Here is a 21073-nt window from a genome sequence, read left to right on the forward strand (position 1 = left end):
GCCTCGATTGTTCGCTCGCCGCGCCGGGAACAGACTTTCTCCAGCAGCGCCACGACGGCGTTTTCGAAGAGGAAACCGTTATGACCAGCACCATCGCCGGCATCAAGATCCCTGACAGCGCCCTCGCCCGGGCCACCACCGAATATATCCGCGACATTGAATCCGACCTGCTCTATCACCACTCGCGCCGGGTGTTTTTGTTTGGTGCCTTGAGCGGCGAGCGCCAGCAACTCGCCTACAACCCTGAGCTGCTGTACGTCGGCGCGATGTTCCACGACCTCGGTCTGGTCGCAGGCCATCGCAGCGATGACGAACGTTTCGAGGTGGACGGCGCGAATGCCGCGGCAGCCTTTCTCAAGCCGTACGGACTGAGCGATGACGATATCGAGCAAGTGTGGCTGTCGATCGCGTTGCACACCACGCCGGGCGTGCCCAGGCATCTGCGCCCGACCGTAGCACTGGTGACGGCCGGGGTTGAGATGGACGTGCTGGGCATGGACTACGCGGCCTTCAGCAGCGTGCAGCGCGAAGCCGTGGTACATGCGCATCCGCGTGGGGAAGGTTTCAAGGAGTGCATCATCTGCGCGTTCGCCGATGGCTTGCGTCATCGTCCGCAAACCACGTTTGGCAATGTGAAAACTGATGTGCTGGTGGATCAGGAGCCGGGGTTCAAACCGATGAATTTCGTCGAGGTCATCCGCCGCTCTCCTTGGGTCAACTGAGATCGAATGTGGGAGCGAGCCTGCTCGCGAAAGCGCTGTGTCAGCCGACATCTGAGTCGACTGACACCCCGTCTTCGCGAGCAGGCTCGCTCCCACATTTACAACCGGGTTGGCCTCGAGGTTGAGGCCAACCTGATATTGCTCAAGCCGATTGTGGCGCAGGCGCGCGGCGCGCGTCCGGTTGTTTCCACGAATCGGCGGCGCTTTCTTCGATGGCTTGCTGGATGGCTTTCTTGCGTGCTTCTTCGGCGCGGCGGCTGAAGAACCAGACGAGGAAGGTCACCAGCGACACCGCCAGCAGAATCAGACTGGCCACGGCGTTGATCTCAGGTTTCACACCGAGGCGCACCGCCGAGAACACTTCCATCGGCAGGGTCGTCGAGCCCGGGCCGGAAACGAAGCTCGCCAGCACCAGGTCATCCAGCGACAGCGCGAAGGACATCATCCCGCCCGCCGCCAGCGATGGCGCGATCATCGGGATGGTGATCAGGAAGAACACCTTCCACGGCCGCGCACCCAAGTCCATCGCCGCCTCTTCGATCGACAGATCCAGCTCACGCAAACGCGCCGACACGACCACCGCCACATACGCTGCACAGAACGTCGTATGCGCGATCCAGATGGTGACGATGCCGCGCTCCTGCGGCCAGCCGATCATCTGCGCCATGGCCACGAACAGCAGCAACAGCGACAGACCGGTGATCACTTCCGGCATCACCAGTGGCGCAGTCACCAGGCCGCCGAACAGCGTGCGACCCTTGAAGTGGGTGATGCGGGTCAGCACGAACGCTGCCAGGGTACCCAGTGCCACCGCAGCAACCGCGGTGTAGCAGGCGATTTCCAGCGAGCGCAGCACCGAGCCCATCAGCTGCGAGTTGTCGAGCAGGCCGACGTACCACTTGATCGACCAGCCACCCCACACCGTCACCAGTTTCGAGGCGTTGAACGAGTAGATCACCAGGATCAGCATCGGCAGATAGATGAACAGCAGACCCAATACCAGCATCAGGCTGGAGAAACGGAAGCGCTTCATTCTTTACCCTCCATTTCCTTGGCCTGACTGCGGTTGAACAGGATGATCGGCACAATCAGGATCGCCAGCATCACCACCGCCAGCGCGGATGCCACCGGCCAGTCGCGGTTGTTGAAGAACTCTTGCCAGAGCACCTTGCCGATCATCAGGGTTTCCGGACCGCCGAGCAGTTCCGGAATCACGAACTCGCCAACCACCGGAATGAACACCAGCATGCAGCCGGCGATGATGCCGTTCTTGGACAGCGGAATGGTGATTTTCCAGAAGCTGTTGAAGGTGCTCGAACCCAGGTCCGACGCGGCTTCCAGCAGGCTCTGGTCGTGTTTGACCAGGTTGGCGTACAGCGGCAGGATCATGAACGGCAGGTACGAATAGACCACGCCGATGTACACGGCGAGGTTGGTGTTGAGGATCTGCAGCGGCTCGTCGATCAGGCCCATGCTCATCAGGAAACCGTTGAGCAGGCCGTTGTTGCTGAGGATGCCCATCCACGCGTAGACGCGGATCAGGATCGCGGTCCAGGTCGGCATCATGATCAACAGCACCAACACCGTTTGCAGCTCCTTGCGTGCACTGGCGATGGCGTAGGCCATCGGGTAACCGATCAGCAGGCAGAGCACGGTGCTGATAAAGGCCATTTTCAGCGAGCCGAGATAGGCGGCGATGTACAGCTCGTCGTCGCCGAGCATCGCGTAGTTGCCCAGGTTCAGCAGCAGTTGCAGCTTCTGCTCGGCGTAGGTGTAGATCTCGGTGTACGGCGGAATCGCCACGTCGGCTTCGGCGAAGCTGATCTTCAGAACGATGAAGAACGGCAGCATGAAGAACAGGAACAGCCAGATGAATGGCACCCCGATGACCAGCTGCCGGCCATTGGGGATGATTCGGTTCATGCGGCGTTTGAATTTGCGCATGTTCATGAGCGAAGTACCACGCCGCTGTCGTCTTCCCACCACACGTAGACCTGATCGCCCCAGGTCGGACGCGCGCCGCGACGTTCGGCGTTGGCGACGAACGACTGCACCAGTTTGCCGCTCGGCAATTCGACGTAGAACACCGAGTGCCCGCCCAGATAGGCGATGTCGTGGACCTTGCCGCTCGACCAGTTGTATTCGCAGGTCGGCATGTCGGCGGTGACCAACAGTTTCTCCGGGCGAATCGCGTAGGTGACCGACTTGTCCTGCACTGAGGTGCTGATGCCGTGGCCGACGTAGATCTGCCGGTCGAGATCCTTGCAGGTGATGGTCGCGTGGCCTTCGGCGTCGTCGATCACTTCGCCCTCGAAGATGTTGACGTTGCCGATGAATTCACAGACCAGACGGCTGGTCGGGGTTTCGTAGATGTCGATCGGGCTGCCGATCTGCGCGATCCAGCCCAGGTGCATGATCGCGATGCGCTCGGCCATGGTCATGGCCTCTTCCTGGTCGTGGGTCACCATCACGCAGGTCACGCCGACGCGCTCGATGATTTCCACCAGTTCCAGCTGCATCTGCGAACGCAGCTTCTTGTCCAGTGCGCCCATCGGTTCGTCGAGCAGCAGCAGCTTTGGCCGCTTGGCCAGCGAACGGGCTAGGGCCACGCGCTGACGCTGACCGCCGGACAGTTGATGCGGCTTGCGCTTGGCGTACTGGCTCATCTGCACCAGCTTGAGCATTTCGGCCACACGGGCGTCGATCTCGGCCTTGGGGATCTTGTCCTGCTGCAGGCCGAAGGCGATGTTCTGCGCCACGGTCATATGCGGGAACAGGGCGTAGGACTGAAACATCATGTTGATCGGACGGTCGTACGGCGGCATGTCGGTGATATCGACGCCGTCGAGGAATATCCGCCCTTCCGTGGGCCGTTCGAAGCCTGCCAGCATCCTCAGCAAGGTGGATTTGCCCGATCCCGAACCGCCGAGCAGGGCAAAAATCTCGCCCTTCTTGATTTCCAGGGACACGTCGTCCACGGCAATCGTCTCGTCGAACTTCTTCGTGACCCGGTCGATTTTGACCAGCACCTGTTTGGGTGTCTGGTCGCCCTCGAGGGCTTTCTTGTAGGCGCCGGAGGCAACTGCCATTTACGAAACTCCCAACAGAAGCAGCAGTTCGCCACGCAAGACGAACCCTGGATAGTTTGTGCGTTATTTGCCCGACTTGACCTTGGTCCAGCTGCGGGTCATCAAACGCTGAATATTGGCTGGCAACTCGGTCGACACGTAGGTCTTGTCGAGGACTGCTTGCGGTGGGTAAACCGCTTCATCGGTGCGAATGGATTGTTCCATCAGCTTGTCCGAACCCGGATTGGGGTTGGCGTAACCGACGTAATCACTGACCTGGGCGATCACCTCAGGTTTCAGCAAATAATTGATGAAGGCGTGGGCTTCCTTGACGTTGGACGAATCCTTGGGGATCGCCAGCATGTCGAACCACAGCGCGCCGCCCTCTTTCGGAATCGAGTAGGCGATGTTGACGCCCTTCTTCGCTTCCTCGGCACGGTTCTTCGCCTGGAAAATGTCGCCGGAGAAACCGATGGCCACGCAGATGTCGCCGTTGGCCAGGTCGCCGATGTACTTCGACGAGTGGAAATAGGTCACGTACGGACGCACCGCGAGCAACTTGGCGGTGGCTTTTTCGTAATCCTTGGTGTTGGTGCTGTTGGCGTTCAGGCCCAGGTAATTGAGCATGGTCGGCATCATTTCATCTGCCGAATCGAGGAACGCGACGCCGCAGCTGTGCAGCTTCTTGATGTTTTCCGGCTCGAACAGCACGGCCCAGGAATCGATCTTGTCGATGCCGAGCACGGCTTTGACCTTGTCGACGTTGTAGCCGATGCCGTTGGTGCCCCACAGATACGGTACGGCGTAGAGGTTGCCGGGGTCGTTCTGCTGCAGGCGCTTGAGCAGCACCGGATCGAGGTTGGAATAGTTCGGCAGCTGCGCCTTGTCGAGCTTCTGGAACGCGCCCGCCTTGATCTGCTTGCCAAGGAAGTGGTTCGACGGCACGACCACGTCGTAACCGGTGCGCCCGGCGAGCAGCTTGCCTTCCAGGGTTTCGTTGGAGTCGAAAACGTCGTAGACCGGTTTGATCCCGGTCTCTTTCTCGAAGTCGGCCAGGGTCGATTCGCCGATGTAATCGGACCAGTTATAAATATGCACCGTACCGGCGGCCTGGGCTCCGACAGCGATTGTCAGGCCGGCAGCGGCCAGCAGGGCTTTGCGCAAAGAAGAAAATACAGGCAAGTGGAGGTCCTCTAAATGGATTGGGCCCAAGTTGCCCCGCGCTGCATGACAGCCATGGCTGCCCGACAACAAAACCGGCGCGCAACTTACCCTCGAAAAACCGATCCAGCAAAACTTTCTGTCATTTAATTATCCGCTGGCCGCCGTCGCGGCGACGACGGCCAGTGGTTGTGGCGACAAACCGGCTTATTTACCCGATTTGATCTTGGTCCAGCTGCGGGTGATCAGACGCAGTGTCGCGGCGTCCAGATCGCTGATCGCATAGAGCTGCTTCTTCACTTCAGCCGACGGATAGATGCTCGGGTCGCTGGTGATGTCCTTGTCCACCAGAGGCGTCGCCGCCTTGTTGCCGTTCGGGAAACGCACGGCGTTGGTGATGCCGGCCATCACTTGCGGCTCGAGCAGGTAGTTCATGAACTTGTAGGCGGCTTCGACGTTTTCGGCATCCTTGGGAATGGCGACCATGTCGTAGAAAGTACCGGCGCCTTCTTTTGGAATGGTGTAGGCCAGTTTGACCTTGTCTCCGGCTTCCTGGGCGCGGGTCTTGGATTGCTCCAGGTCACCCGAGTAACCGACGGCGACACAGATGTTGCCGTTGGCAAGGTCCGAGATGTACTTGGACGAGTGGAAGTAGGCGACCGAAGGACGGATCTTCAGGAACAGGTCTTCGGCGGCTTTCAGATCAGCCTTGTCCTTGCTGTTGGTCGGCTTGCCCAGGTAGTGCAATGCCGCCGGAATCATCTCGGTCGGCGCATCGAGGAAGCTCACGCCGCAGCTTTTGAGTTTCTCGATGTTTTCCGGCTTGAATACCACGTCCCACGAATCGATCTTGTCGATGCCCAGTGCAGCCTTGACCTTGGCCGGGTTGTAGCCGATGCCGATCGAGCCCCACATGTACGGGAAGGCGTGTTTGTTGCCCTGGTCGCTGGCGTCGCCAACGGCCTTGAGCAGGTCTTCGTCGAGGTTTTTCCAGTTTGGCAGCCTGGACTTGTCCAGCTCCTGGTAGACGCCGGCCTTGATCTGCTTGGCGAGGAAGTTGTTGGAAGGCACCACGATGTCGTAACCGGATTTGCCGGCCAGCAGCTTGGCTTCCAGGGTTTCGTTACTGTCGAAGACGTCGTAGACGACTTTGATCCCGGTGGCTTTCTCGAAGTTGGCCACGGTATCCGGCGCGATGTAGTCGGACCAGTTGTAGACGTGCAGTACCTTGTCGTCCGCGTGCACCGCACCCGCCATCATGCCCGCCATGGACAACGCGAGCAGAGTCTTGCCAGCTAGCTTTTTACCTAATGCCTTCATGCGTCATGCTCCAAATTTTTCTTTTTTGAACCACTTTGTTCAGCGGCCGAACCCGGACAACTGGAACCGCGGCTAGTCTGGCAAGATCCGAGGCGGTCTTTCAACAAAAGACCAGCCTTTATGACAGCTTTGAGCGAGTGCGCCGCAGCTCCCCCACTCAAAGCCTAGCACCTAGGCCTGCAGCGCACTGAGGGTCAGGTCCAGACACTTGCGTGCTTTTGTAACCAGCTCATCGATCTCGGCTTTGCTGATCACCAGCGGCGGCGCGATGATCATGGTGTCGCCCACCGCGCGCATGATCAGGCCGTTGTCGAAGCAGAACTGCCGGCAGATCATGCCGACGCCCTTGCCTTCATAACGCTTGCGCGTGGCCTTGTCCTGCACCAGCTCGATCGCCCCCAGCAGACCGACACCGCGAACTTCACCCACCAACGGGTGATCATTCAGCTCGCGCAGACGTTTCTGCAAATACGGTGCCGTTTCGTTATGGGCATTCTCGATAATTTTTTCGTCGCGCAGGATGCGGATGTTTTCCAGGCCCACCGCTGCTGCCACCGGGTGCCCGGAGTAAGTGAAGCCGTGGTTGAAATCGCCGCCTTCATTGAGCACGGCCACCACCGAGTCGCGCACGATCAGCCCACCCATCGGGATATAGCCGGAGGTCAGGCCCTTGGCGATGGTCATCATGTGAGGTTTGAGGTCGTAGAAATCGCTACCGAACCACTCACCGGTCCGGCCGAAACCGCAGATCACTTCGTCGGCGACGAAGAGGATGTCGTACTTGGCGAGGATTTCCTTGATGCGCGGCCAGTAGGTATCGGGCGGAATGATCACGCCACCGGCACCCTGGATCGGCTCGGCAATAAAGGCACCGACCTTGTCGACGCCGACTTCGAGAATCTTCTCTTCCAGCTGATTGGCCGCCCAGATGCCGAACTCTTCCGGCGACATGTCGCCACCTTCGGCGAACCAGTACGGCTGCGCGATGTGGACGATGCCCGGAATCGGCAAGTCGCCCTGCTCGTGCATGTAGGTCATGCCGCCGAGGCTCGCGCCGGCCACGGTCGAACCGTGATAACCGTTCTTGCGGCTGATGATGACTTTCTTGTTCGGCTGGCCCTTGATCGCCCAGTAGTGGCGGACCATGCGCAGCATGGTGTCGTTGCCTTCGGAGCCGGAACCGGTGAAGAACACATGGTTCATGCCTTCTGGCGCGACGTCGGCGATCGACTTGGCCAGTTCCAGCGCCGGCGGGTGGGCAGTCTGGAAGAACAGGTTGTAGTACGGCAGCTCGCGCATCTGCTTGGCGGCGGCATCGGCCAGTTCATCGCGGCCGTAACCGATCGCCACGCACCACAGGCCGGCCATGCCGTCGAGGATCTTGTTGCCTTCGCTGTCCCACAGGTAAACGCCCTTGGCGTTGGTGATGATCCGCGGGCCCTTCTCCTTCAATTGCTTGAAGTCGCTGAACGGGGCCAGGTGGTGTTCGCTGCTCAGCGCTTGCCACTCACGGGTTTGCGGGTTGTTGCTGGTCATGCCAATTCTCCTTGTTATCGGTGAAGGCGCGACGGCTGGCCGCCGCGCCCGGCGTATCAGACGGCGAAGAGCAGGTACTCACGCTCCCAGGAACTGATCACGCGCTTGAAGTTTTCATGCTCGGCCCGCTTGACCGCGACGTAGCCGGTGATGAAGGTCTTGCCGAGGTATTTCTCGACGGTCTTGCTGTTCTCCATGCGCTCCAGCGCATCTTCGATGGTCAGCGGCAGGCGCAGGTTGCGGCGCTCGTAACCACGACCGACCACCGGCGCGCTCGGGTTCAGGCCCTCGACCATGCCGATGTAGCCGCAGAGCAGGCTCGCGGCGATCGCCAGATACGGGTTGGCATCGGCGCCCGGCAGACGGTTTTCCACGCGGCGGTTCTGCGGGCCGGCATCCGGTACGCGCAGGCCGACGGTGCGGTTCTCTTCGCCCCACTCGACATTCACCGGTGCCGAAGTGTCCGGCAGGAAGCGGCGGAACGAGTTGACGTTCGGCGCGAACAGCGGCAACAGCTCGGGGATCAGTTTCTGCAGGCCACCGATGTGATGCAGGAACAGTTGGCTCATGGTCCCGTCTTCGTTGGAGAAAACGTTCTTGCCGGTCTGAATGTCGATGATGCTCTGGTGCAGGTGCATGGCGCTGCCCGGCTCGCCGGTCATCGGCTTGGCCATGAATGTCGCGGCCACGTCGTGCTTGAGCGCGGCTTCACGCATGGTGCGCTTGAACACCAGAATCTGATCGGCGAGCGACAGCGCGTCACCGTGACGGAAGTTGATTTCCATCTGCGCCGTGCCGTCTTCGTGGATCAGCGTGTCGAGGTCGAGCTCTTGCAGTTCGCACCAGTCGTAGACGTCTTCGAACAGCGGGTCGAATTCGTTGGCCGCCTCAATGGAGAACGACTGCCGACCGATTTCCGGACGGCCCGAGCGGCCGATCGGCGGCTGCAACGGATAGTCGGGGTCGTCGCTGCGCTTGGTCAGGTAGAACTCCATTTCCGGCGCCACGATTGGCTGCCAGCCCTTGTCGGCATACAGCTTCAAGACTTTCTTGAGCACGTTGCGCGGCGACAGCTCGATCGGGTTGCCTTGCTTGTCGTAGGTGTCGTGAATCACCTGCGCGGTCGGCTCGATGGCCCACGGCACCAGGTACACGGCGTTCTGGTCGGGGCGGCAGATCATGTCGATGTCGGCCGGGTCGAGCAGTTCGTAATAGATGTCGTCTTCGACGTAGTCGCCGGTCACGGTCTGCAACAGCACGCTCTCCGGCAGCCGCATGCCTTTTTCGGCGATGAACTTGTTGGTCGGCGAAATCTTGCCCCGGGTGATCCCGGTCAAGTCCGCAATCATGCATTCGACTTCTGTGATCTTGCGGTCTTTCAACCAATCGGTGAGCTGGTCGAGGTTGTTACTCATAAATGCCTCTGGGCTGAGTCTCCTGACGATGTCAGGCAATTTTGACGCTTGGGGCGTCGCGTTAAGGGGGCTTGCTCGCGCAGTGCCGGCTTACGCCTGGCACCGCGCATAGACAATGAAAGAGGAGCTTACCTGCCCTTGACGCTGGCGTTGCATTTCCCGTGCACTTTGCAAACGTGCAGAATCACAAGCGCGGCGCTGCGAGCGGCACGGGCTTTGAGAGGGAAAGAGTTCTATAGTGGAAGGAAACGCCATAAAGCGGATGCTGTGTCCGACGTCCAGAATATCGGACGCTGCCGTTTCGCCGGTGGTTGACGAGCGTGTCGTCGACAGGCTGCGCGCCTTGCTGGCTGCGCTACGGACGGATTGATCGCCACTGATGTGATGAGCATGCAGACCGGACTGTTGCGAGCAGTCGGTGATGCCGATTAACGGCAGGCGAGACATGAAGCACCCCGGTATTATTGCTGTTATGGGTTTGACCGGAGCTTAGCCTTGTTCATTTTTTTACACAACACCCCCGTAAAAAATACAACACGGCCTGCTCAAGCCCGTAGCTGAGCAACGTTCAAGGTTTGAAAAAACGCCCCAAAGTGCCCCATAAATGCCCTTCAAGCGCTTTTTCGGGGCAAAAAAGGCCTCGCTTGACTTCGGCAGGCCGTTCGGGTTGACTGAAACCAGAAAAGATCAATGATTGATATTTTTAACAACAAAGGTGTTGCATCATGTCGGTACCCCCGCGTGCCGTTCAGCTTAACGAAGCGAACGCGTTCCTTAAGGAACATCCTGAGGTTCTGTACGTCGACCTTCTGATTGCGGATATGAATGGTGTGGTGCGCGGCAAGCGCATCGAACGCACCAGCCTCCACAAGGTTTACGAGAAAGGCATCAACCTGCCGGCCTCTCTATTTGCTCTGGATATCAACGGCTCCACGGTGGAAAGCACCGGCCTGGGCCTGGACATCGGCGACGCCGATCGTATCTGCTATCCGATCCCCGATACCCTGTGCAACGAGCCATGGCAGAAGCGCCCGACCGCGCAACTGCTGATGACCATGCATGAACTCGAAGGCGACCCGTTCTTCGCCGATCCGCGTGAAGTGCTGCGCCAGGTGGTGACCAAGTTCGACGAGCTCGGCCTGACCATCTGCGCCGCCTTCGAACTCGAGTTCTACCTGATCGACCAGGAAAACGTGAACGGCCGTCCACAGCCGCCACGCTCGCCGATCTCCGGCAAACGCCCGCACTCGACTCAGGTCTACCTGATCGACGACCTCGACGAATACGTCGACTGCCTCCAGGACATTCTGGAAGGCGCCAAAGAGCAAGGCATCCCGGCCGATGCAATCGTCAAGGAAAGTGCCCCGGCGCAGTTCGAAGTGAACCTGCACCATGTCGCCGACCCGATCAAGGCCTGCGACTACGCGGTCCTGCTCAAGCGTCTGATCAAGAACATCGCCTACGACCATGAAATGGACACCACCTTCATGGCCAAGCCATATCCGGGCCAGGCGGGCAATGGTCTGCACGTACACATTTCGATTCTGGACAAAGCCGGCAAGAACATTTTTGCCAGCGAGGATCCCGAGCAGAACGCCGCGCTGCGTCACGCGATCGGCGGTGTGCTCGAGACCCTGCCGGCGCAGATGGCTTTCCTCTGCCCGAACGTCAACTCGTACCGTCGTTTCGGCGCGCAGTTCTACGTACCGAACTCACCGTGCTGGGGCCTGGACAACCGCACCGTGGCGATTCGCGTACCGACCGGCTCGGCCGATGCGGTGCGTATCGAACACCGCGTGGCCGGCGCCGACGCCAACCCGTACCTGCTGATGGCTTCGGTCCTGGCCGGCGTGCACCACGGCCTGGTCAACCAGATCGAACCGGGCGCGCCTGTCGAAGGCAACAGCTACGAGCAGAACGAGCAGAGCCTGCCGAACAACTTGCGCGATGCCCTGCGCGAGCTCGACGACAGTGAGGTGATGGCCAAGTACATCGATCCGAAATACATCGATATCTTCGTCGCCTGCAAGGAAAGCGAGCTGGAGGAGTTCGAACACTCCATCTCCGACCTTGAGTACAACTGGTATCTGCATACGGTTTGAGTGGTTTGCAGCTTCAAAAAAACGCCGTTGGCTTCACGCCCACGGCGTTTTTTTATGGCCGCCTGCGGCGGTTCGCGAGCAGGCTCGCTCCCACAGGGATGTCGTGCGGGGTGAAGATCTGGATTCGCTGGAGATCCATGTGGGAGCGAGCCTGCTCGCGAAAGCAGCCGACAAGACAACACAGGAACCGCCTCGTACAATGCCCGCTGCCCCGCAGGAGACTTCCATGACGCGTCCCGCCACCGTTCGCAAACCTCGTGCCCGCAGTCAGGCGCGAATCGATTCGATACTCGACGCCGCGCGCACGCTGCTGGCCGCCGAGGGCGTGGCCAGCCTGTCGATCTACAGCGTCGCCGAGCGCGCGCAGATTCCGCCCTCTTCCGTGTATCACTTTTTCGCCAGCGTCCCGGCGCTGCTCGAAGCGCTGACCGCCGATGTCCACGCGGCTTTCCGCGCCTGCCTGCAAGCGCCGATTGATCATGATGCTTTGCGCGACTGGCGAGATCTGTCGCGACTGGTCGAACAGCGCATGCTCGAGATCTACGACCAGGATGCGGCCGCACGGCAATTGATCCTGGCGCAACACGGCCTGACCGAAGTGACCCAGGCTGACCGCCAGCACGACCTGGAACTGGGTGACTTGATGCACAAGTTGTTCGACCAGCATTTCGAATTGCCGAGGCTGCCGGATGATGTCGATGTGTTTGCCCTGGCGATGGAGCTCGGCGACCGGGTGTATGCCCGCTCGGTGCAGCAGCACGGGCAGATCACCCCGCGCATGGCCGAGGAAGGGATGCGGGTGTTTGATGCCTACATTGGTCTGTATCTACCGCCCTATCTACCTAAACGCTAAAAGATCGCAGCCTTCGGCAGCTCCTACAGGGGAATGCAATCCAAATGTAGGAGCTGCCGAAGGCTGCGATCTTTTGATCTTCAAAAAAGAAACCCCGAAGGGCACACACCCTCCGGGGTTGTTTTTTGTTCACCGGCTTACAACTTGGCGATCGACACCTCGGTGGATTTCACAAAGGCGATCACCTCACTGCCAACCACCAGCTCCAGCTCTTTCACTGAACGGGTGGTGATCACCGAAGTGACGATGCCCGAAGCGGTCTGCACGTCGATTTCCGACAGCACGTCGCCGAGGACGATTTCCTTGATCGAGCCTTTGAACTGGTTGCGCACGTTGATGGCTTTGATAGTCATGATATTTCTCCTGAGGTCGAAATTAGCTGCAAGTTGCAAGCTGCAAGCCTCAAGCGAGAAGCAAAAGCGCAATGCTTTTACTTGCAGCTTGTAGCTTGTAGCTTGCAGCTCACACCTGCTTCATTGCGCCCAACGCAATTGCGTAGGCAGGGGTGAAACGGGTTCCGGCGCCGGCGGTTCGCCGGGCAGGGACAGAACACGGTTGAGCACTTCGGTTTCCAGTGCGGCGAGGCGATGCGAGCCACGGACCCGCGGGCGCGGCAGTTCGACGTGCAGGTCGAGGCCGACTTCGCCGTCCTCGATCAGGATCACCCGATCGGCAATCGCCACCGCTTCACTGACGTCGTGGGTCACCAGCAGCACGGTAAAGCCGTGTTGCTGCCAGAGCCGTTCGATCAGTTGCTGCATCTCGATGCGGGTTAGCGCATCCAGCGCGCCGAGCGGTTCGTCGAGCAACAGCAGACGCGGCTGGTGAATCAGCGCCCGAGCCAGCGCGACGCGCTGCTTCTGGCCACCGGACAACGCTGCCGGCCATTCATTGGCGCGATCCGCCAGGCCCACTGCGTCCAGTGCATCCAGCGCTTGCTGGCGCCAGTTGCCCTTGAGGCCAAGGCCGACGTTGTCGATGATTTTTTTCCACGGCAGCAGCCGCGCTTCCTGGAACATCAATCGCGTGTCGTCACGCGCCTGGCTGAGCGGCGCGGAGCCGGCAAGCAAGTCGCCGCCAGTCGGTTGATCGAGGCCAGCGAGCAAGCGCAAGAACGTGCTCTTGCCACAGCCGCTGCGTCCGACCACGGCGACGAATTGCCCCGCCGGAATGTGCAGATCGATATCACGCAGCACCTGGCGCGCGCCGAAGGTTTTCTGCAGATTGCGCACCGCCAGTGGAATCCCGCGCAACAGGCGTGGAGGTTGTTGAGCAGTCATGCCGCACCTCCCTTGGCAACCTGATAGGCCGGGTGCCAGCGCAGCCACACACGTTCCAGCCCACGAGCGGCGAGGTCGGCGAGTTTGCCCAGCACCGCGTAAAGCAGGATCGCCAGCACTACCACGTCGGTCTGCAAGAACTCGCGGGCGTTCATCGCCAGATAGCCGATGCCGGAGCTGGCCGAGATGGTTTCGGCGACGATCAGCGTCAGCCACATAAAGCCCAGGGCGAAGCGCACGCCGACCAGAATCGACGGCAGCGCGCCCGGCAGAATCACCTGCCAGAACAGGCTGAAACCGCTCAGGCCATAACTGCGCGCCATCTCCACCAGCGCCGGGTCGACGTTGCGGATGCCGTGGTAAGTGTTCAGGTAGATCGGGAACAAGGTGCCCAGCGCCACGAGGAAAATCTTCGCCGACTCGTCGATGCCGAACCACAGGATCACCAGCGGAATCAGCGCCAGATGCGGCACGTTGCGGATCATCTGCACCGAGCTGTCGAGCAGGCGCTCGCCCCACTTCGACAGACCGGTGATGAAACCCAGCACCAGACCAATGCTGCCGCCAATGGTGAAACCGAGTGCCGCGCGCCAGCCGCTGATCGCCAGGTGCGTCCAGATCTCGCCGCTGCGCACCAGGCTGACGCCGGCCTCGATCACCGCCACCGGTGCCGGCAGAATCCGCGTCGACAACCAACCGGCCGACACCGACAACTGCCACACCGCCAGCAGCAATACTGGCAACGCCCAGGGCGCGAGGCTGTGGATAAATTTCTTCATGGCCGCGCCTCAGCTCTGCGACGCGGCTTTGGGCAGGATATCGTTGGCAACCATCTCGCCGAACGGGCTGACATAACCGGCGCTTTTCGGCAGTTCCGGGCGCTCGACGTCGAGGTGCGGGAACAGCAGCTCGGCCACCCGATACGATTCTTCGAGGTGTGGATAACCGGAGAAAATGAACGTATCGATGCCCAGATCGGCATATTCCTTGACCCGCGCTGCCACGGTCGGGCCGTCACCGACCAGCGCAGTACCGGCACCGCCGCGCACCAGACCGACGCCGGCCCAGAGATTCGGGCTGACTTCGAGATTGTCGCGGCTGCCGCCGTGCAGCGCGGCCATGCGTTGCTGGCCGACCGAATCGAAGCGCGCCAGCGAGGCCTGCGCACGCTGGATGGTGTCGTCGTCCAGATGCGAGATCAGGCGGTCCGCTGCTTGCCAGGCTTCGGCGTTGGTTTCACGGACGATCACATGCAGACGAATGCCGAAGCGCACAGTGCGGCCGAGCTTGGCGGCTTTGGCGCGGACCTGGGCAATCTTCTCGGCCACCGCTGCCGGCGGCTCGCCCCAGGTCAGGACCATTTCCACTTGTTCGGCGGCCAGATCCTGCGCCGCTTCGGAGGAGCCACCGAAATACAGCGGCGGACGCGGTTGCTGGATCGGTGGATAAAGCAGCTTCGCGCCCTTCACGCTGATGTGCTCGCCGTCGTAATCGACGGTTTCGCCTTCCAGCACGCGACGCCAGATGCGGGTGAATTCCACCGAGGCCTGATAGCGTTCCTCATGGTTGAGGAACAGGCCGTCGCCGGCGAGTTCTTCCGGATCGCCACCGGTGACCAGATTGAACAGCGCACGCCCGCCGGACAAGCGGTCCAGCGTCGCTGCCTGACGCGCCGCGACTGTCGGGGAAATGATCCCGGGGCGCAGGGCGACGAGGAATTTCAAGCGCTGGGTGACCGGAATCAGCGAGGCCGCCACCAGCCAGGAGTCTTCGCAGGAACGCCCGGTGGGGATCAGCACCCCGCCAAACCCCAGACGATCCGCCGCTTGCGCGACCTGTTGCAGATAACCGTGATCAACCGCGCGGGCGCCTTCGGCAGTGCCAAGGTAATGGCCGTCGCCGTGGGTAGGCAGGAACCAGAAGATATTGAGGCTCATGGAGTGGTCTCCTTGTAGATTCGAATTACTGGGCTTGTGAGCTTTGGGCCACAGCGGCCGGCGGGGTCCAGATCACATCCTTGATGCTCAACGGTTTGGGAATCAGCTTGAGCTGGTAGAACGTGTCGGCGATTTTCTGTTGCGCGGCGACCACTTCCGGGGTCAGGAACAGCGCGCCATAGCCCTGGCGTTTCACCGAGGTCAGGGTGATGTCCGCCGGCAGGCCGAGCAGTGGCGCGACTTGTTGGGTCACGTCTTGCGGATTGGCTTTGGACCACTCGCCCACCGCGCGCACCTCTTCGACGAGGGTCTTGATCACCTCGGGATTTTTCTGCGCGTAAGGTTTGGTCGCCAGATAGAACTGATGGTTGTCGACGATGCCTTTGCCATCGCGCAGGGTGTGCGCTTGCAGTTGTTTCTCGGCAGCGGCCTGGTACGGATCCCAGATGACCCAGGCGTCGACACTGCCACGTTCGAACGCGGCGCGGGCATCGGCCGGCGGCAGGAACACGGTCTGGATGTCGCTGTACTTGAGACCGGCGTCTTCCAGTGCGCGCACCAGCAGGTAGTGAACGTTGGAGCCTTTGTTCAGGGCGACTTTCTTGCCCTTGAGATCGACCACCGATTTGATCGGCGAGTCTTTCGGCACAAGGATCGCTTCGCTGTTCGGCGCTGGCGGCTCGTAGGCAACGTAGAGCAGATCAGCGCCAGCGGCTTGAGCAAAGACTGGCGGAGTTTCGCCAGTAACGCCGAAATCGATCGAGCCGACGTTGAGGCCTTCGAGCAGCTGCGGGCCGCCGGGAAACTCAGTCCATTGCACGTCGACGCCTTGCGCCGCCAGACGTTTTTCCAGCGTGCCTTTGGCTTTGAGCAGCACCAGTGTGCCGTACTTCTGATAACCGATCCGCAATGTCTCGGCTTGGGCTTGAGTGATGGCGCCGAAGGACACAGCCGCAGCAAACAGAGCGACCAGACCACGACGCAAAAATACAGTGCGCATAGCGCTCTCCTTTTTGCTGTTGGGTTTTGGCTGCACCTGCTTGCCCGTTGGCGGGCGAGTAAGGCCAGTACTTCAAATTCCGATGAGGCTTAAATGCTCCAGCGAGCACTCAACAAACGTTCGTTCAACAGGCCCGGCTCCAGCGGTTTCGGCCGACGCGCCATGGCGCCGATGAACTGGTCCAGCGCCTCGTGCAACCGTTGCTCGAGGGCCGGGGCCAATTGCGCGGCGGCACTGCCTTCGCCGTAAGCGATCTGGCTGTCCTCGGCGAAAATGCCCTGGAGCATTTCCTGGGCCTTGAGTGCCGACAGCACAGGCTTGAGGGCGTAATCGACCACCAGCATGTGGGCGATGCTGCCGCCGGTGGCCATCGGCAAGACGATCTTGTGGTTCAAGGCGCGCTCGGGGAGCAGATCCAGCAGAGTCTTCAGCGCACCGGAAAACGACGCCTTGTACACCGGTGTGGCGATCAGCAGGCCATCGGCGTTTTCGATCTGTTGCAGCAGGTCGAGGACCTTCGGGCTGTCGAAGCGGGCGTGGAGCAGATCCTCGGCCGGGAAGTCCCGTACCTGATAACTCACCACTTCCACCCCTTGCTGTTGCAACCAGCGTTGCGAACGCTCCAGCAGCACCCCGGAACGGGAGCGCAGGCTGGGGCTGCCACCGAGTGAGACGACCAGCATTGCAGATTCCTTTAAGCGTTACAGGCGATTCGCAGGCTGCGATCTCGCTTCAATGGCAGTGACCTTACCAGCTGATTTATATATCCATAAATCATATTTATTCATTTGGTTATGCATTTAAGAGATATACCGTTCAGCAGATTTCAGGCGAAAAAAAAGGCCGTCGAAACGGCCGAAATTCCCCTGCGTTGTGATTCCGGATTCTCAATTGCCTGGGCTGGCGCCTTCGCGAGCAGGCTCGCTCCCACAGGGGAATGCATTGCAAATGTGGGAGCGAGCCTGCTCGCGAAAGCGGCGGTGGCTACACCGCTGAAATTATTTGTTCGGCTGCGGCGTCAGGCGCAGGTACGGCTTCACCGCGCGATAGCCTTTCGGGAAGCGCTGCTTGATCTCGTCTTCGTCCTTGAGCGACGGCACGATCACTACTTCTTCACCGTCCTGCCAGTTGGCCGGAGTGGCGACTTTGTAGTTGTCGGTGAGTTGCAGCGAGTCGATCACCCGCAGGATCTCGTGGAAGTTGCGCCCGGTGCTCGCCGGATAGGTGATGGTCAGGCGGATCTTCTTGTTCGGATCGATCACGAACAGCGAACGTACGGTCAGCGTGTCATTGGCGTTCGGGTGGATCAGATCGTAAAGATCGGACACCTTGCGATCGGCATCGGCGAGGATCGGAAAGTTGACGATAGTGTTCTGGGTTTCGTTGATGTCCTCGATCCACTTGTGGTGCGAGTCCACCGGGTCGACCGACAGCGCGATGGCCTTGACGCCGCGCTGGCTGAACTCATCCTTGAGCTTGGCGGTGAACCCCAGCTCGGTGGTGCACACCGGGGTGAAATCCGCCGGATGGGAAAACAGCACGCCCCAGCTATCGCCCAGCCATTCGTGAAAACGAATCTTGCCGGCGCTGGAGTCCTGTTCGAAATCGGGGGCGATGTCGCCGAGTCTGAGGCTCATGGTGCTGCTCCTGATGAGGGATGGGAGACAACAACTGTAGCTCGGGATCGATCAGTGTGAAAAAGAATAAATAACTAGATATCTAGATCATTTAAGAATATTAAACATCTGTTCATTGGACACCGGCCGGCATCGCGACGAACATCCAGCGCAAGGTTCGAGAAGGCCTTGAGTTGCAGCAAAGAGGGAATCGAGAAGGGCTTACGGGGGTGAGCCTGACTCGAAACGCAAAAGCCCCGTCCGGCGCGATGCCGGACGGGGCTTTTTTTGCTTCAGTTACTTGAGCGCGCGATTACAGCAGCGGGATCGAGTAGCTGAGGATCAGGCGGTTTTCGTCCTGGTCGCGTTGACCGGCGATGTCGTTGCGCCACGTAGCGTTTTTCCACATGAAGCCGACGTTCTTCAACGGGCCTTCCGGAACAACGTACGCCACGGTCAGATCACGTTCCCACTCGGAAGCGCCATTGGAGGTCTGAACGCGACCAGCGTTGTAGGTATCAATGTTGTCGCCACGCAGGTAAACCATACCAGCGGTCAGGCCAGGTACGCCAACCTTGGCGAAGTCATACGAGTAGCGCGCTTGCCAGGTGCGCTCGCCGGCACGGTTGAACTTCTGGATCTGCATGTCGGTTATGGTGTAGTTCGACGAACCGTCGCCCTGGTTCAGCCACGGGAAGTCGCTGCTGCCATTGCTCACCTGATAACCGCCACCAAAAGTGTGACCAGCAACGGTGTACAGGAACAGGCCGCTGTACAGGTTGTTGTCGACTTTGCCTTTGCCGTTTGCCGCGTGGCTGTAGGCGCCAGAACTGAAATACGCAGGGTCGTGACCATTTGCGCCATCGTCGGAACTGTTGAAGTAACGGAAGTCAGACTTCAGCACGCCTGGACCGATTGCCCAATTATGAACGAGGCCCAAGAAGTGTTGCTTATAAAAGTCTTCCAGGTTGCCGTAGTAATACTGCGCGGTCAGGTCTTTGGTGATTTTGTAATCGCCACCAGCGTAGATGAACTTGTTGCTATCCCGACCCGTAATAGTAGGACTGTTGGCACCGCCGATGGATAGTTGTTCTTGGTTGCTCGAATTTCGGCCTTTGACGGACTCAATCTGGCCACCGACCAGAGTCAGGTCTTTGATGTCGCCCGAAGTGATTTGACCGCCCTGCCAGGTTTGCGGCACCAGACGACCGTCGTTGGTTACGATGACCGGGTTCTTCGGCTGCAGTGTTCCCAGTTTCAACTCAGTCTGAGAGATCTTGGCTTTGGCAGTCAGACCCAGGCTGGAAAAATTATCAACTGCTTCGCCGTTGGACTTGCTCGGAAAGACGGTACCGCCATACGAGGTGGCTGTTGCGCCGTTGGTGCCGCCACCCGAATCAAGCTTGATGCCCAACAGACCGATGGCATCGATACCGAACCCGACAGTGCCTTGGGTATAACCGGAGATAAAGCGAAGATCGAAAGCCTGGCCCCATTCTTCGTTTTTGCTCTGTACGCCGTTGGCCTTGTTGGCCGGAGTACCAGCAGCGCTATCACGGTTATCGTTGTTGATGTAGAAGTTGCGCAGACCCAGAGTAGCCTTGCTGTCTTCGATGAAACCGGCGGCGCCTGCCTGCTGCGCCATAACCCCAACGGCCACAGCCAGGGCCAAGGTGGACTTGTTCATGTATCGCTCCTCTCGTTCTAATTCTTGTGTTCCTGGTTCGGGGTCGATTTGCCCTGAATCCTAAGATTCGCGATTAGCGCCAGACCGTGACTGCCAAGTCAATCGTAACCTTGTATGTCTACGACCATCGTCTAATCGCAAGTGATTTGGTCCCTGCAGCGTAAAGACTTCCTGATAATCCCAAAAAGAATTTATTCATTCTTTTTCATACCATTCGGGTATATGGCCCATTAATGGCCATCCGCGCCGGGAAACAGCGTATCGGCGCCTAAGCTCATTCCTAAATGGTATTTGCTGACCTTTTTTTAGATCGATTAGCTTTGCCGTACTCCCAACACGGCAAAACCCATCGAAAAGGCGACGCATCATGGCGAAACGCGCACTATCAAGTCAATTTGTTACAGTTTGTGTGTCGGCACTGTTTTCTTTTTCCGCACACGCCGCCGGTCTGACTGTGGGCTATCAAACCGGCATCGATCCGAGCAAGGTGCCGCAGGCCGACGGCGTCTATGAGAAAACCATTGGCGAGAAGATCGACTGGCGCCGCTTCAACAGTGGTCCGGAAGTAGTGACAGCCATCGCCTCCGGCGACGTGCAGATCGGCAACCTCGGCTCGAGTCCCTTGGCTGCGGCGGCCTCCCGTAATCTGCCGATCGTCGCGTTTATCGTTTCGGCACAGATCAATGCCGCCGAAGCCTTGGTGGTGCGCAACGGCAGCGGCATCGAAAAACCGCAGGATCTGATCGGCAAGACCATCGCCACACCGTTCGTGTCGACCTCGCACTACAGTCTGCTCGGCGCACTGAAGCACTGGGGCCTGAATACTTCGCAAGTCAAGGTGGTCAACCTGCAACCAGCAGAAATCGCCGCTGCGTGGAAGCGTGGCGACATTGACGGGGCGTTTGTCTGGTCACCGGCGCTGGGTGAGATCCGCAAGACCGGCAAGACCCTGACCGACGCCGCACAAGTCGGCCAGTGGGGTGCGCCGACCTTCGAAGTGTGGGTGGCGCGCAAGGACTTTGCCGAGAAGCATCCCGAGGTGGTGGCCAAGTTTGCCAAGGTCACCCTGGACTCCTTTGCTGATTACGCCGCGCACAAGGACAGCTGGACGACCGACTCGGTGCCTGTGCAGAAAATCGCCAAACTGACTGGTGCCAACGCGGCGGATGTTCCAGAACTGCTCGCCGGTTCGGCATTCCCTGACGCGAAGGCGCAGCAAACCACTGCGCTGCTGGATGGCGGCACCGCGAAGGCAATTGCTGAAACGGCGAAATTCCTGAAGGAACAGGGCAAGGTCGAGACGGTGCTGCCGGATTACTCGCCGTACGTCAGCGCCAAATTCATCACACAGTAACAAGCTTCGCGAGCAGGCTCGC

At 59.7% G+C, this 21073-nt stretch carries 20 protein-coding genes; 4 read left to right on the top strand and 16 right to left on the bottom strand.

Annotation, left to right across the window (positions count from 1 at the left end; genetic code table 11):
• Positions 1 to 80: 80 nt before the first annotated feature.
• Positions 81 to 722 carry an HD domain-containing protein gene (locus tag GXB78_RS13160; protein ID WP_329515693.1) on the top strand — a complete coding sequence of 214 codons (642 nt, stop codon included), beginning with the start codon at positions 81 to 83 and terminating at the stop codon, positions 720 to 722.
• Positions 723 to 864: 142 nt separating this feature from the next.
• On the opposite strand, the gene GXB78_RS13165 is transcribed toward GXB78_RS13160, so the two are convergent.
• From GXB78_RS13165 to GXB78_RS28165, 8 genes are all read right to left on the bottom strand, one after another.
• A complete protein-coding gene (locus tag GXB78_RS13165) occupies positions 865 to 1755 on the bottom strand; it encodes an ABC transporter permease subunit (RefSeq protein ID WP_122506169.1) in 891 nt (296 codons plus the stop codon).
• A complete protein-coding gene (locus GXB78_RS13170; RefSeq protein WP_173867416.1) occupies positions 1752 to 2633 on the bottom strand; it encodes an ABC transporter permease subunit in 882 nt (293 codons plus the stop codon). The genes GXB78_RS13165 and GXB78_RS13170 overlap by 4 nt, the downstream gene beginning before the upstream one ends.
• A 35-nt stretch (positions 2634 to 2668) precedes the next feature.
• Positions 2669 to 3811 carry an ABC transporter ATP-binding protein gene (locus GXB78_RS13175; RefSeq protein ID WP_016772662.1) on the bottom strand — a complete coding sequence of 381 codons (1143 nt, stop codon included), beginning with the start codon at positions 3809 to 3811 and terminating at the stop codon, positions 2669 to 2671.
• A gap of 63 nt (positions 3812 to 3874) precedes the next feature.
• On the bottom strand, positions 3875 to 4972 hold the full coding sequence (locus GXB78_RS13180; protein WP_329515694.1) for a polyamine ABC transporter substrate-binding protein: 1098 nt from the start codon (positions 4970 to 4972) through the stop codon (positions 3875 to 3877).
• Positions 4973 to 5158: 186 nt separating this feature from the next.
• Positions 5159 to 6271, bottom strand: coding sequence for a polyamine ABC transporter substrate-binding protein (locus GXB78_RS13185; protein WP_042607056.1), 1113 nt, complete (start codon positions 6269 to 6271; stop codon positions 5159 to 5161).
• A gap of 171 nt (positions 6272 to 6442) precedes the next feature.
• Positions 6443 to 7807: an aspartate aminotransferase family protein gene (locus GXB78_RS13190; protein WP_329515695.1), complete on the bottom strand. Its 1365-nt coding sequence runs from the start codon at positions 7805 to 7807 to the stop codon at positions 6443 to 6445.
• Positions 7808 to 7863: 56 nt separating this feature from the next.
• A complete protein-coding gene (locus GXB78_RS13195) occupies positions 7864 to 9222 on the bottom strand; it encodes a glutamine synthetase family protein (RefSeq protein WP_042607058.1) in 1359 nt (452 codons plus the stop codon).
• A 90-nt stretch (positions 9223 to 9312) separates the two neighbouring features.
• Entirely contained in the window at positions 9313 to 9669 is a 357-nt protein-coding gene (locus tag GXB78_RS28165) for a glutamine amidotransferase (protein WP_408005127.1), read from the bottom strand.
• Between the two features lie 278 nt (positions 9670 to 9947).
• Between GXB78_RS28165 and GXB78_RS13205 the strand changes: the two genes are divergently transcribed.
• Both GXB78_RS13205 and GXB78_RS13210 read left to right on the top strand, forming a co-directional pair.
• Entirely contained in the window at positions 9948 to 11324 is a 1377-nt protein-coding gene (locus GXB78_RS13205; protein WP_039757469.1) for a glutamine synthetase family protein, read from the top strand.
• A gap of 226 nt (positions 11325 to 11550) precedes the next feature.
• Positions 11551 to 12177: a TetR/AcrR family transcriptional regulator gene (locus GXB78_RS13210; protein ID WP_042607059.1), complete on the top strand. Its 627-nt coding sequence runs from the start codon at positions 11551 to 11553 to the stop codon at positions 12175 to 12177.
• 137 nt (positions 12178 to 12314) lie between these two features.
• Here the strand turns inward: GXB78_RS13210 and GXB78_RS13215 are convergent, their stop codons facing one another.
• The 8 genes from GXB78_RS13215 to GXB78_RS13250 all read right to left on the bottom strand — a co-directional run bounded on the left by GXB78_RS13215 (position 12315) and on the right by GXB78_RS13250 (position 19697).
• Positions 12315 to 12530 carry a TOBE domain-containing protein gene (locus tag GXB78_RS13215; protein ID WP_003229256.1) on the bottom strand — a complete coding sequence of 72 codons (216 nt, stop codon included), beginning with the start codon at positions 12528 to 12530 and terminating at the stop codon, positions 12315 to 12317.
• 120 nt (positions 12531 to 12650) lie between these two features.
• Positions 12651 to 13457 carry an aliphatic sulfonates ABC transporter ATP-binding protein gene (ssuB, locus tag GXB78_RS13220; protein ID WP_329515696.1) on the bottom strand — a complete coding sequence of 269 codons (807 nt, stop codon included), beginning with the start codon at positions 13455 to 13457 and terminating at the stop codon, positions 12651 to 12653.
• On the bottom strand, positions 13454 to 14236 hold the full coding sequence (ssuC, locus tag GXB78_RS13225) for an aliphatic sulfonate ABC transporter permease SsuC (RefSeq protein WP_011336451.1): 783 nt from the start codon (positions 14234 to 14236) through the stop codon (positions 13454 to 13456). The genes ssuB and ssuC overlap by 4 nt, the downstream gene beginning before the upstream one ends.
• 9 nt (positions 14237 to 14245) lie before the next feature.
• Entirely contained in the window at positions 14246 to 15394 is a 1149-nt protein-coding gene (gene ssuD / locus GXB78_RS13230; protein WP_016772653.1) for an FMNH2-dependent alkanesulfonate monooxygenase, read from the bottom strand.
• A gap of 25 nt (positions 15395 to 15419) precedes the next feature.
• Complete coding sequence (locus GXB78_RS13235; RefSeq protein ID WP_329515697.1) at positions 15420 to 16394, bottom strand: sulfonate ABC transporter substrate-binding protein; 975 nt, start codon at positions 16392 to 16394, stop codon at positions 15420 to 15422.
• An 89-nt stretch (positions 16395 to 16483) separates the two neighbouring features.
• Complete coding sequence (ssuE, locus tag GXB78_RS13240) at positions 16484 to 17077, bottom strand: NADPH-dependent FMN reductase (RefSeq protein ID WP_042607062.1); 594 nt, start codon at positions 17075 to 17077, stop codon at positions 16484 to 16486.
• Between the two features lie 315 nt (positions 17078 to 17392).
• Positions 17393 to 18031, bottom strand: a complete 639-nt coding sequence (locus GXB78_RS13245) for a peroxiredoxin (protein ID WP_024014725.1) — start codon at positions 18029 to 18031, stop codon at positions 17393 to 17395.
• Between the two features lie 292 nt (positions 18032 to 18323).
• The gene (locus GXB78_RS13250; RefSeq protein WP_329515698.1) at positions 18324 to 19697 is read right to left on the bottom strand and encodes an OprD family porin; all 1374 of its coding nucleotides are present in this window, start codon (positions 19695 to 19697) and stop codon (positions 18324 to 18326) included.
• A gap of 364 nt (positions 19698 to 20061) precedes the next feature.
• Here GXB78_RS13250 and tauA point away from each other — a divergent pair, with 364 nt between their 5' ends.
• The gene (gene tauA, locus GXB78_RS13255) at positions 20062 to 21051 is read left to right on the top strand and encodes a taurine ABC transporter substrate-binding protein (RefSeq protein WP_329515746.1); all 990 of its coding nucleotides are present in this window, start codon (positions 20062 to 20064) and stop codon (positions 21049 to 21051) included.
• Positions 21052 to 21073 lie beyond the last annotated feature (22 nt).

This window comes from Pseudomonas moraviensis subsp. stanleyae (assembly GCF_036283065.1).
Taxonomy (GTDB): domain Bacteria; phylum Pseudomonadota; class Gammaproteobacteria; order Pseudomonadales; family Pseudomonadaceae; genus Aquipseudomonas; species Aquipseudomonas stanleyae.

Bases quoted from the DNA above. Each gene is read 5' to 3' on its own strand.
- ssuB (WP_329515696.1), bottom strand. From the start codon at position 13,457: ATGACTGCTCAACAACCTCCACGCCTGTTGCGCGGGATTCCACTGGCG.
- GXB78_RS13210 (WP_042607059.1), top strand. From the start codon at position 11,551: ATGACGCGTCCCGCCACCGTTCGCAAACCTCGTGCCCGCAGTCAGGCG.
- GXB78_RS13245 (WP_024014725.1), bottom strand. From the start codon at position 18,031: ATGAGCCTCAGACTCGGCGACATCGCCCCCGATTTCGAACAGGACTCC.
- GXB78_RS13175 (WP_016772662.1), bottom strand. From the start codon at position 3,811: ATGGCAGTTGCCTCCGGCGCCTACAAGAAAGCCCTCGAGGGCGACCAG.
- ssuC (WP_011336451.1), bottom strand. From the start codon at position 14,236: ATGAAGAAATTTATCCACAGCCTCGCGCCCTGGGCGTTGCCAGTATTG.
- GXB78_RS13160 (WP_329515693.1), top strand. From the start codon at position 81: ATGACCAGCACCATCGCCGGCATCAAGATCCCTGACAGCGCCCTCGCC.
- ssuD (WP_016772653.1), bottom strand. From the start codon at position 15,394: ATGAGCCTCAATATCTTCTGGTTCCTGCCTACCCACGGCGACGGCCAT.
- GXB78_RS13235 (WP_329515697.1), bottom strand. From the start codon at position 16,394: ATGCGCACTGTATTTTTGCGTCGTGGTCTGGTCGCTCTGTTTGCTGCG.
- GXB78_RS13215 (WP_003229256.1), bottom strand. From the start codon at position 12,530: ATGACTATCAAAGCCATCAACGTGCGCAACCAGTTCAAAGGCTCGATC.
- GXB78_RS13165 (WP_122506169.1), bottom strand. From the start codon at position 1,755: ATGAAGCGCTTCCGTTTCTCCAGCCTGATGCTGGTATTGGGTCTGCTG.
- GXB78_RS13205 (WP_039757469.1), top strand. From the start codon at position 9,948: ATGTCGGTACCCCCGCGTGCCGTTCAGCTTAACGAAGCGAACGCGTTC.
- GXB78_RS13250 (WP_329515698.1), bottom strand. From the start codon at position 19,697: ATGAACAAGTCCACCTTGGCCCTGGCTGTGGCCGTTGGGGTTATGGCG.
- GXB78_RS13190 (WP_329515695.1), bottom strand. From the start codon at position 7,807: ATGACCAGCAACAACCCGCAAACCCGTGAGTGGCAAGCGCTGAGCAGC.
- GXB78_RS13195 (WP_042607058.1), bottom strand. From the start codon at position 9,222: ATGAGTAACAACCTCGACCAGCTCACCGATTGGTTGAAAGACCGCAAG.
- ssuE (WP_042607062.1), bottom strand. From the start codon at position 17,077: ATGCTGGTCGTCTCACTCGGTGGCAGCCCCAGCCTGCGCTCCCGTTCC.
- GXB78_RS13185 (WP_042607056.1), bottom strand. From the start codon at position 6,271: ATGAAGGCATTAGGTAAAAAGCTAGCTGGCAAGACTCTGCTCGCGTTG.
- GXB78_RS28165 (WP_408005127.1), bottom strand. From the start codon at position 9,669: ATGTCTCGCCTGCCGTTAATCGGCATCACCGACTGCTCGCAACAGTCC.